The organism is Salmonella sp. 741265116_PST (genome assembly GCF_046567715.1).
Lineage (GTDB): Bacteria > Pseudomonadota > Gammaproteobacteria > Enterobacterales > Enterobacteriaceae > Salmonella > Salmonella enterica.
Window position 1 is genome coordinate 1 of the sequence record NZ_JBKFPH010000051.1, and the last position, 12123, is coordinate 12123.

The following is a 12123-nucleotide window of genomic DNA, read 5'->3' on the forward strand; positions in this document are numbered from 1 at the left end:
TCATCCCGAATTAATGATCACTTTCAGGTGCTGAAATCTGCATCTTGAGGTTTATTGGGTATATATATGATTTTTATGTTTTCATAGTCATACTCAAGTTTTGAAAAAGCATCCTTTTGCCCTGGAAAAAAAATCACCATCTACAAAAATACCTATAAGACGTTCTTTTTCAATTGTTGCTGCTTTAATGATATAGTTAAGGTAGGGATTTTTCTCTGTGTTAATTATAGGTATATCATTTTCCCAAAGCGAGCAGGATTCCGCTCAAACCACTGGAAAAGAAGAGGGGTTTTCTCATCTAAAAAGCACAAGGGATAATCTTTTCCATTAAAACTTGTAAACTGAATGTCCCTGTTGGTAACAGTTTTAACCAATTCATTTTTTGAAAGCGCGGGAACATATCTATTTAATGGTGGAATCATAACAATTAAATGCTCCATGCTTACTTCATTACATATTTTACATGATGATTATTAGCACATGTTTTTTAGCGTTGCAATCGCTGTCAGCTAAAAGATGCTAAATTAAGCATTAACCGATGGATACATACATATCCTACTAGTGAGCAATGAAACAAATATTTTATTGTTAAAATTGATACTTTATGTAAATTCTGTAGACAAATCACAGGGATCACATGATACAACAGCTACGTGCTAATTTTAATCTATGCTTAAACTGAGTTCTATCAAGATCTTTAAGGCGACTGTTAAGGGATGCGCCTTGGTTAGCATATAATTCTTGACGGACTGATGTTTAAATAGAGAACATACGATATCATTGTAGCATCTAAATAAAAATGGAATTGTAAATGAAAACACCCAGCATTAGCAATCAAAAGATTTCGTTTTCGGATCGGATTAATACAATAGATATAATAATGAAAACTTATCCTGATGTAACTCATTATTTTTTCATGGAAAAACCTAATGTTTATGATCAGAAATACATTTCAGGTATAACCAGAGAACAGTCTGTATTTAAAATTAATGGATACATTAATAAAAAGGCAGAACTCACTCATTATATGCAACGTATGTATTCAGACTCTCACGTTAATTTTAAAAGCATCTCCAGGGATGAAGCCAACACCGCTGAAGGAAGTTGGTTAACTGTTATTACAGGGAAACGTCCAATGGGACAGTTTTCAGTAGATAGTCTTTATTCACCGGTGTTGCATTCATTGCTTGAACTACCAAATATTGGATGTAAAATCTTCCCCAAAGAGGGCAATAATTTTTTATATATAATAGTAGTATACAGAAAAGATTGTGCGCAGGGTGAACAATATGCAAACCGATTTATTGAATTATACAATAAAAAAAGAGAATTAATGTATGATATGAGTGATGAGTCTAATGAATTGAAAACAATAAAATCAGAGCTTGTTGTCGCAAGGGAGATGGGAACAATTTTAAGTTACTTACCAGAGGAAATAGATAATTATATCTCTAAAATGAATTTATTATTTTTAAAAAAAAACTAATTAACATAACCACGAGAGTCCGCAGCATAAAAAGAGACTGTAATTTAAATTATGTAATTGTCTGTTTTTGATATGTTCACTCCAACACCGGAGACAGGCAAATTATGGACGAAAATAAACTCAAAGCACTGGCTGCTGTACTGGCTAAGGGCCTTAAAACCGAAGCCGATCTTAACCAGTTTTCCCGGATGCTGACGAAGCTTACTGTCGAAACAGCACTCAATGCTGAGCTGACTGACCACCTCGGACACGAGAAAAATGCGCCCAAAAAAGGCTCTAACACCCGCAATGGCTACTCGTCAAAAACGGTGTTGTGCGATGACGGCGAGATTGAGCTGAACACGCCGCGTGATCGTGAAAATACCTTTGAACCTCAGTTGATTAAGAAGAACCAGACGCGTATTACGCAGATGGACAGCCAGATTTTATCTCTGTACGCCAAAGGTATGACCACGCGCGAAATCGTCGCCACGTTCAAAGAAATGTACGACGCGGATGTATCGCCCACGCTGATATCTAAAGTCACCGACGCCGTAAAAGAGCAGGTCACTGAGTGGCAAAACCGACAGCTGGATACGCTGTATCCCATTGTTTATATGGACTGCATTGTCGTCAAAGTCCGTCAGAATGGCAGCGTAATCAACAAAGCCGTCTTCCTGGCGCTGGGTATCAACACCGAAGGCCAGAAAGAATTACCAGGTATGTGGCTGGCCGAAAATGAAGGCGCAAAGTTCTGGCTAAGCGTACTGACGGAGCTGAAAAACCGTGGCCTTCAGGACATTCTGATTGCCTGTGTGGACGGTCTGAAGGGCTTCCCGGATGCGATAAACAGCGTCTACCCGCAGACTCACATCCAGCTGTGCATCATCCATATGGTGCGTAACAGCCTGAAATACGTGTCCTGGAAGGACTACAAAGCCGTCACCGGTGGGCTAAAAGCAGTTTATCAGGCTCCGACCGAAGAGGCGGCGCTGATGGCGCTGGATGCGTTCGCAGACGCGTGGGATAATAAGTATCCCCAAATCAGCAAAAGCTGGCGTGCACACCGGGAAAACCTGAACACGTTCTTCGGCTACCCAGCGGATATCCACAAGGCCATCTACACCACGAATGCCATAGAATCGCTGAACAGCGTGATCCGTGCCGCGATTAAGAAACGCAAAGTGTTCCCAACGGACGACTCGGTGCGGAAGGTTATTTATCTGGCAATCAAGGATGCGTCAAAAAAATGGAGTATGCCGATCCAGAACTGGCGGCTGGCGATGAGCCGCTTTATTATCGAGTTCGGTGATCGCCTGAGCGATCACCTTTAATACAGTGGCAGTTACACAGAATTACTGACAGGCTCATCATCTGATGAATGCAATGGTTATTCAGGATCTGGCAGGCGGCATGATTGAGCTGTATCGTCGGTTGCCTTTAATCGATTAATTTCTTTTCAATCGCCCAGTGATACACACTTTACCGGGCCCGTGTTTTTTCAACTCAAAATAATAGCTATTTATTAGCTTATCAGCTTCAATCAACAATATTCATATAGCAAATATAATGCATTCCTGATAAAAACATCTCCAAAAGAACTGTAATAATTAGATGACGTCCTTTATCATCTTACCCATCAATAAACGTTTGACTGTAAGGACAGGACATGAATCTTTTCAAAGGCACATGTATATATTTTATAAAAGAGCAGATTTATAGCAAAAATGGCTTACCCTCCTTTGCGAATACTATTAGCCCTACCAGCATACAGGTATTAAAACAGGTTTATCATTTAATGTATGAACAGCAGGCATTTTATAATGGCGAGCCAATAGACTTTAATAACTTAGATTTATGGGATAAATTTAAAGTCACATTTGGACTCAATGTTACAGAAAAAACCAAACTCAATGGTAAAAAAACTTTCAATATTGAGTATTGTCGATTCTCTACTTTTATTACGCCGGTTGATGGCGTTGGCGGGATTTTAGCAAAGTGGTTCTCAAACAAACATAATGTAGTTGTCCCAACGCCTTATACATTCGGTCAGGACCCCATTCCTGGCGTCAATCTTTATCGTAATACAAAAGCAAAATTTGTTATGGCTAACGGCGGTAATAGTCTTCCCTGTGCGATGGCAAAATATAATGCAAAAACTGGACAATTTATTCATATAACCAGTGATAATGAGTTTTTACAAATAATGCGAGAAACAAGAGACATGAAAAAATAATTCATTTATCCATTAAATTTATAATTACAGATAAAATCAAAAGCCAGCATGGCATTGAAAAATAAAAAACTTCCTTTTTGGCTTTGCTGGTATTTATTCTGCCAATAATAATAGTGGCAATGATAATAAAAAGACAATAGATAAATATCAGCAGAGGGTTATGTTGCAATATATTCAATGACAAAAACAATAAAAACCCAGAGAGAAGTTTTGAGATCCTAATTTTTCTTGTAAATAAAAAAAAACCAAACACTAAATAAAATAATGAAATGATTGCTGGCATTTCCCCTTCCCTGTAACAACTTGATGTACAAGCTCCAGCACAATGCTGGTGGAGGGATAAATACCCCTCCACCATTTAACGATTACTCGTTATCAGAACCGCCCAGACCTGCGTTCAGCAGTTCTGCCAGGCTGGCAGATGCATCTTCCGCAGTGACCTGCGGTGTTGCTGGCTGCTCGCCCGCGGCGCGACGGCGCATACGATCCTGGTGGTACGCATAACCGGTACCAGCCGGGATCAGACGACCCACAATAACGTTCTCTTTCAGGCCGCGCAGTTCGTCGCGTTTACCCGCAACGGCTGCTTCGGTCAGGACACGCGTGGTCTCCTGGAACGATGCGGCAGAGATGAACGATTCGGTTGCCAGAGACGCTTTGGTGATACCCAGCAGATCGCGGGAGAAGGTAGCCCCCACTTTGCCATTCGCTTCCAGCTCGCGGTTAGCGATCTTGACGCGGGAGTATTCAACCTGTTCGCCTTCCAGGAAGTCGGAACTACCGGCGCTTTCGATGGTCGCTTTACGCAGCATCTGACGAACGATAACTTCGATGTGTTTATCGTTAATCTTAACGCCCTGCAGACGGTATACATCCTGGACTTCGTTAACGATGTAACGAGTGACAGCATGTACGCCACGCAGACGCAGAATGTCGTGCGGCGCTTCCGGACCATCGGAAATCACATCACCACGTTCTACACGTTCCCCTTCGAACACGTTGAGCTGACGCCATTTCGGAATCATCTCTTCGTACGGGTCACTACCATCAACCGGCGTAATCACCAGACGACGTTTGCCTTTGGTTTCTTTACCGAAGGAAACGATACCTGCGATTTCAGCAAGGATTGCCGGCTCTTTCGGACGACGCGCTTCGAACAGGTCGGCAACGCGCGGCAGACCACCGGTGATATCCTTGGTACCGCCGGATTCCTGCGGAATACGCGCCAGGGTGTCACCAGAACTGATCTGTACGCCATCTTCCAGCTGTACAATCGCTTTCCCCGGCAGGAAGTACTGCGCAGGCATATCGGTACCTGGGATCAGAACGTCATTACCCTGAGCATCAACGATTTTCAGCGCCGGACGCAGATCTTTACCACCGGTAGTACGTTCAGCCGAATCCAGAACCACCAGCGAAGACAAACCGGTCAGTTCGTCGGTCTGACGCGTAATGGTCTGACCGTCGATCATGTCAGTGAAGCGGATGAAACCACTCACTTCAGTGATAACCGGCATGGTGTGCGGGTCCCAGTTTGCCACGGTTTCGCCGCCGGCAACCTGCTCGCCATCACCTTTCGCCATGACAGCGCCATAAGGCACTTTATAGCTCTCTTTGGTACGACCGAATTCGTCGATCAGCTTCAGTTCGGTGTTACGGGAAGTGATAACCAGTTTACCGCTGGAGTTCACAACCGACTTCACGTTGCTGAGCTTGATGCTACCTTTGTTCTTAACCTGGATACTGGATTCAGCAGCCGCACGCGATGCCGCACCACCGATGTGGAACGTACGCATCGTCAGCTGTGTACCCGGTTCACCGATGGACTGTGCCGCGATAACGCCGATAGCTTCACCTTTGTTGATGATGTGGCCACGCGCCAGGTCACGACCGTAGCAGTGCGCACATACACCAAAGTCGGTGTCGCAGGATACAACGGAACGCACTTTAACGGCGTCAACGGAGTTTGCTTCCAGCAGGTCACACCACTGTTCGTGCAGCAACGTGTTGCGTGGAACCAGAATGTCCGCGGTACCCGGTTTCAGCACATCTTCCGCCGTCACACGACCCAGAACGCGGTCACGCAGCGGCTCTTTCACGTCGCCACCCTCGATAACCGGGGTCATCAGGATACCTTCGTGCGTACCACAGTCATCTTCGGTCACCACCAGATCCTGCGCGACGTCAACCAGACGACGAGTCAGGTAACCGGAGTTCGCGGTTTTCAGTGCGGTATCCGCCAGACCTTTACGCGCACCGTGCGTGGAGATGAAGTACTGGAGTACGTTCAGACCTTCACGGAAGTTCGCGGTGATTGGCGTTTCGATGATGGAGCCATCTGGCTTCGCCATCAGACCACGCATACCTGCCAGCTGACGAATCTGTGCTGCAGAACCACGCGCACCGGAGTCGGCCATCATGTAAATGCTGTTGAAGGAAACCTGCTGCTCTTCTACGCCGTCACGGTTAATCACGGTTTCGGTTTGCAGGTTATCCATCATCGCTTTGGATACACGATCGTTCGCCGCAGCCCAGATATCGATAACTTTGTTATAGCGTTCGCCAGCGGTTACCAGACCGGACTGGAACTGCTCCTGGATCTCAGCAACTTCAGCTTCCGCCTCAGAGATGATCTCGTGTTTTTTCTCCGGGATGACCATGTCATCAATACCAACGGACGCACCTGAACGCGCTGCATAAGCAAAGCCGGTGTACATCGTCTGGTCCGCAAAAATAACGGTCGGTTTCAGACCCAGAATACGGTAGCAAGTGTTCAGCATTTTGGAGATCGCTTTCTTGCCCAGCGCCTGGTTGACGATGGAGAAAGGCAGACCTTTCGGTACGATCATCCACAGAATGGCGCGACCAACGGTCGTGTCTTTCAGGCTGGTGTGCGCAACGAATTCGCCGTTTTCATCTTTTTCATATTCAGTGATACGCACTTTAACGCGCGCATGCAGAGAGGCCAGACCTGCGCGATAGATACGCTCAGCTTCTTTCGGGCCAGTCAGCACCATGCCTTCGCCTTTGGCGTTAACACAGTCACGGGTCATGTAGTACAGACCCAATACCACGTCCTGAGACGGAACGATGATAGGTTCGCCGTTCGCCGGAGACAGGATGTTGTTGGTGGACATCATCAGCGCACGCGCTTCCAGCTGGGCTTCCAGCGTCAGCGGTACGTGAACAGCCATCTGGTCACCATCGAAGTCGGCGTTATAGGCCGCACAAACCAGCGGGTGCAGCTGGATAGCTTTACCTTCGATCAGAACCGGTTCAAAGGCCTGGATACCAAGACGGTGCAGAGTCGGTGCACGGTTCAGCAGTACCGGGTGTTCGCGGATCACTTCGTCCAGGATATCCCAAACGACAGCTTCTTCGCGCTCAACCATTTTCTTCGCGGCTTTGATGGTGGTAGCCAGGCCACGCAATTCCAGTTTGCCGTAGATGAACGGTTTGAACAGCTCCAGCGCCATTTTCTTCGGCAGACCGCACTGATGCAGACGCAGGTATGGACCTACGGTGATAACAGAACGACCGGAGTAGTCAACACGCTTACCGAGCAGGTTCTGACGGAAACGACCCTGCTTACCTTTGATCATGTCGGCCAAAGATTTCAGAGGACGCTTGTTAGAACCGGTGATCGCACGACCGCGACGACCGTTATCCAGCAGGGCGTCAACCGCTTCCTGCAGCATACGTTTTTCGTTGCGTACGATGATGTCCGGCGCAGCCAGATCCAGCAGACGTTTCAGACGGTTGTTACGGTTAATGACGCGACGATACAGATCGTTCAGATCTGACGTGGCGAAACGACCACCATCCAGCGGAACCAGCGGACGCAGATCTGGCGGCAGAACCGGCAGAACGGTCAGGATCATCCACTCTGGCTTGTTGCCAGACTGAACGAAAGCTTCCAGCAGTTTGATACGCTTGGTCAGCTTTTTACGCTTGGTTTCGGAGTTGGTTTCGTTCAGCTCTTCGCGCAGAGTTTCACACTCTTGCTCCAGATCCATGCTCTTCAGCAGGGCCTGGATAGCTTCCGCACCCATCTTCGCGTCGAATTCGTCACCGAACTCTTCCAGCGCGTCCAGATACTGCTCTTCAGTCAGGATCTGTTGACGTTCCAGGTTAGTCATACCGCCTTCGATAACCACATAAGATTCGAAGTACAGTACGCGTTCGATATCGCGCAGCGGCATATCGAGCAGCAGACCGATACGGGACGGCAGCGATTTCAGGAACCAGATGTGCGCAGTCGGAGACGCCAGCTCGATGTGGCCCATACGCTCACGGCGTACTTTGGTCTGGGTCACTTCAACGCCGCACTTCTCACAAATAACACCACGGTGTTTCAGGCGCTTGTACTTACCGCACAGGCACTCGTAGTCTTTTACCGGCCCAAAGATGCGGGCGCAGAAAAGGCCGTCACGCTCAGGTTTGAACGTACGGTAGTTGATGGTTTCCGGCTTTTTAACTTCACCGAAAGACCATGAACGGATCATGTCTGGCGAAGCCAGAGCAATTTTGATCGCTTCAAACTCTTCGGTTTTAGTCTGCGCTTTCAGAAACTTTAATAAATCTTTCACGGATTTGCTCCCGTCGGAGTTAGCACAATCTGGTGTCGGGTTTTACCCCGACACCAGTGACCTGTTTGAGCGAGAATTACTCGTCTTCCAGTTCGATGTTGATGCCCAGCGAGCGGATCTCTTTCAACAGAACGTTGAAGGATTCCGGCATACCCGGTTCCATCTGATGGTTGCCGTCCACGATGTTCTTATACATCTTGGTACGACCGTTCACGTCATCAGACTTAACGGTGAGCATTTCCTGCAGGGTGTAGGCGGCGCCGTAAGCTTCCAGCGCCCACACTTCCATCTCCCCGAAGCGCTGACCACCGAACTGCGCCTTACCACCCAGCGGCTGCTGAGTAACCAGGCTGTAAGAACCGGTAGAACGCGCATGCATCTTGTCATCAACCAGGTGGTTCAGTTTCAGCATGTACATGTAGCCAACGGTAACCTGGCGCTCGAACTGCTCACCGGTACGGCCATCGAACAGGGTGATCTGACCGGAAGTCGGCAGGCCACCCAGCTGTAACAGTTCCTTGATTTCAGACTCTTTCGCACCGTCGAATACCGGCGTTGCGATCGGCATACCTTTACGCAGGTTTTCAGCCAGACGCAGCACTTCATCATCGCTGAAGGTGCTCAGGTCGACTTTCTGACGAACGTCGGCGCCCAGATCGTAGGCACGCTGGATGAATTCGCGCAGTTTCGCGACTTCCTGCTGCTGTTTCAGCATGGCATTAATCTTGTCGCCAATACCTTTCGCAGCCATACCCAGGTGGGTTTCCAGAATCTGACCAATGTTCATACGCGATGGTACGCCCAGCGGGTTCAGTACGATATCTACCGGCGTGCCGTTTTCATCGTAAGGCATGTCTTCGATCGGGTTGATCTTAGAGATAACACCCTTGTTACCGTGACGACCTGCCATCTTGTCACCCGGCTGGATACGGCGTTTCACGGCCAGATAGACCTTCACGATCTTCAGCACGCCCGGCGCCAGATCGTCGCCCTGGGTGATTTTACGGCGCTTCGCTTCAAGTTTTTTCTCGAACTCGTGTTTCAGTTCGTCATACTGCTCAGCCAGTTGTTCCAGCTGATTTTGTTTCTCTTCGTCGGTCAGACCGAGTTCCAGCCAGCGGTCGCGCGGCAGTTTGTCGAGCTTCTCAGCTTCAACGCCGCCGGACACCAGCACCGCACGGATACGGCTAAACAGGCCCGCTTCGAGGATTTGCAGTTCTTCAGACAGGTCTTTTTTCGCCTGCTTGAGCTGCATCTCTTCGATTTCCAGCGCACGTTTGTCTTTTTCTACGCCATCGCGAGTAAAGACCTGAACGTCGATAACCGTACCGGAGACACCGTTAGGTACGCGCAGAGAAGAGTCTTTAACGTCAGACGCTTTCTCACCGAAGATCGCACGCAGCAGCTTCTCTTCTGGCGTCAGTTGGGTCTCACCTTTCGGCGTTACCTTACCAACCAGAATGTCGCCGCCGGTCACTTCCGCGCCGATATAAACGATACCGGATTCATCCAGTTTGGAGAGCGCAGCTTCACCCACGTTCGGGATATCAGCGGTGATCTCTTCCGGCCCCAGCTTGGTGTCACGGGACACGCACGCCAGTTCCTGAATGTGGATGGTGGTGAAACGGTCTTCCTGAACAACACGCTCAGATACGAGGATGGAGTCTTCGAAGTTGTAGCCGTTCCACGGCATGAACGCCACGCGCATGTTCTGACCGAGCGCCAGTTCACCGAGGTCGGTGGACGGACCGTCTGCCAGCACGTCGCCGCGTTCAACCGGCTCGCCCAGAGACACACACGGCATCTGGTTGATACAGGTGTTCTGGTTAGAGCGGGTGTATTTGGTCAGGTTATAGATGTCGATACCTGCTTCACCCGGGTACATCTCGTCTTCGTTAACTTTGATAACGATACGGGATGCATCCACGTACTGAACAGTACCGCCACGTTTAGCCACTGCAGTCACACCGGAGTCGACGGCAACAGCACGTTCCATACCGGTACCAACCAACGGCTTATCAGCGCGCAGAGTCGGAACCGCCTGACGTTGCATGTTCGCACCCATCAATGCACGGTTGGCGTCATCGTGTTCCAGGAACGGGATCAGGGACGCACCGACGGAGACCACCTGCTGGGTGGAAACGTCCATGTAGTCAACCTGGTCGCGGCTGAACAAGCTGGATTCGCCTTTGCTACGGCACGTTACCAGGTCTTCTACAAAGTGGCCTTCGTCATCCAGGTTGGAGTTCGCCTGAGCGATGACGTAGTTGCCTTCTTCGATAGCAGACAGGTAATGAATTTCGTCAGTGACCACGCCATCAACCACACGACGGTACGGCGTCTCAAGGAAGCCATATTCGTTCGTCTGTGCGTACACGGACAGGGAGTTGATCAGACCGATGTTCGGACCTTCCGGCGTTTCGATAGGACATACGCGACCGTAGTGCGTCGGGTGTACGTCTCGAACTTCGAAGCCTGCGCGTTCGCGGGTCAGACCGCCTGGGCCGAGTGCGGAGATACGACGTTTGTGCGTAATCTCAGACAGCGGGTTGTTCTGGTCCATAAACTGAGACAGCTGGCTGGAACCAAAGAACTCTTTCACTGCGGCGGAAATCGGCTTGGCGTTGATCATATCCTGAGGCATCAGGGTATCCAGATCGCCCAGAGACAGACGCTCTTTCACCGCACGCTCTACACGCACCAGGCCAACGCGGAACTGGTTTTCCGCCATTTCGCCGACGGAACGGATACGACGGTTGCCGAGGTGGTCGATATCATCGACTTCGCCTTTACCGTTACGGATATCGATGAGCTTTTTCATGACATCAATGATGTCGTCTTTGCTCAGGATACCGGAACCTTCGATTTCGTCGCGCAGCAGAGAACGGTTGAACTTCATACGACCCACTGCAGACAGGTCATAGCGGTCTTCGGAGAAGAACAGGTTCTCGAACAGGCTTTCAGCCGCTTCGCGTGTCGGCGGCTCACCAGGGCGCATCATGCGGTAGATTTCTACCAGCGCGCTCAGACGATCGTTAGTTGGGTCGACGCGTACCGTTTCAGAAATGTACGGGCCGTGGTCCAGATCGTTGGTAAACAGCGTTTCGATACGTTTGTGGCCGGACTGGCTCAGCTTAGCCAGCAGATCCAGGCTCAGCTCCATGTTCGCCGCGCAGATCAGCTCGCCAGTGGATTCGTCAACGTAGTCTTTAGAGACGACTTTGCCTGCGATGTACTCAACCGGAACTTCGATATGCTTGATATCGTCTTTTTCCAGCTGACGGATGTGACGCGCGGTAATGCGACGGCCTTTTTCAACGTACACTTTGCCGTTAGCTTCGATATCGAACGACGCGGTTTCGCCGCGCAGACGTTCTGGAATCAGCTCCATCTGCAGTTTGTTGTCGCGAATTTCGAAGACGACTTTCTCAAAGAACAGGTCAAGGATCTGCTCAGTGGTGTAGTTCAGCGCACGCAGGATGATGGTCGCAGGCAGTTTACGGCGACGGTCGATACGCACGAACAGGTTGTCCTTCGGATCGAATTCGAAGTCCAGCCAGGAACCACGGTAAGGAATGATGCGCGCGTTATACAGCACTTTACCCGAAGAGTGGGTTTTACCTTTGTCGGAGTCAAAGAAGACGCCCGGACTACGGTGCAGCTGAGAAACGATAACACGCTCAGTACCGTTGATAACAAAGGTACCGTTGTCGGTCATGAGCGGAATTTCGCCCATGTAGACTTCTTGTTCTTTAATGTCTTTAACGGTGCCTTCCGGCGCTTCGCGCTCGTAGATCACCAGACGCAGTTTTACGCGCAGCGGTGCGGAATAG

5 protein-coding genes and 3 pseudogenes are annotated in these 12123 nt (G+C 49.2%); 4 read left to right on the top strand and 4 right to left on the bottom strand.

Going from position 1 to position 12123, the window contains the following annotated elements; genetic code table 11:
* Nucleotides 1-29: 29 nt before the first annotated feature.
* Nucleotides 30-440, bottom strand: a pseudogene (locus ACLD11_RS21070) (non-LEE encoded effector protein NleB); the annotation flags it as partial.
* Nucleotides 441-811: 371 nt separating this feature from the next.
* Between ACLD11_RS21070 and ACLD11_RS21075 the strand changes: the two are divergent.
* The 4 genes and pseudogenes from ACLD11_RS21075 to ACLD11_RS21090 all read left to right on the top strand — a co-directional run bounded on the left by ACLD11_RS21075 (nucleotide 812) and on the right by ACLD11_RS21090 (nucleotide 3701).
* Nucleotides 812-1486, top strand: coding sequence for an NleE/OspZ family T3SS effector cysteine methyltransferase (locus tag ACLD11_RS21075; RefSeq protein WP_411015333.1), 675 nt, complete (start codon nucleotides 812-814; stop codon nucleotides 1484-1486).
* A gap of 104 nt (nucleotides 1487-1590) precedes the next feature.
* Nucleotides 1591-2799, top strand: coding sequence for an IS256 family transposase (locus tag ACLD11_RS21080; protein ID WP_411015334.1), 1209 nt, complete (start codon nucleotides 1591-1593; stop codon nucleotides 2797-2799).
* Nucleotides 2800-2836: 37 nt separating this feature from the next.
* Nucleotides 2837-2917: pseudogene (locus ACLD11_RS21085) on the top strand (PTS lactose/cellobiose transporter subunit IIA); the annotation flags it as partial.
* A gap of 437 nt (nucleotides 2918-3354) precedes the next feature.
* Nucleotides 3355-3701, top strand: a pseudogene (locus ACLD11_RS21090) (cytoplasmic protein).
* Between the two features lies 1 nt (nucleotide 3702).
* On the opposite strand, the gene ACLD11_RS21095 reads toward ACLD11_RS21090, so the two are convergent.
* From ACLD11_RS21095 to rpoB, 3 genes are all read right to left on the bottom strand, one after another.
* Complete coding sequence (locus ACLD11_RS21095; protein ID WP_411015335.1) at nucleotides 3703-3984, bottom strand: hypothetical protein; 282 nt, start codon at nucleotides 3982-3984, stop codon at nucleotides 3703-3705.
* 82 nt (nucleotides 3985-4066) lie between these two features.
* Nucleotides 4067-8290, bottom strand: a complete 4224-nt coding sequence (gene rpoC, locus ACLD11_RS21100) for a DNA-directed RNA polymerase subunit beta' (protein WP_411015336.1) — start codon at nucleotides 8288-8290, stop codon at nucleotides 4067-4069.
* 76 nt (nucleotides 8291-8366) lie between these two features.
* Nucleotides 8367-12123, bottom strand: a 3757-nt coding sequence (rpoB, locus tag ACLD11_RS21105) for a DNA-directed RNA polymerase subunit beta (RefSeq protein WP_411015337.1), incomplete at its 5' end; no start/stop codon positions are given.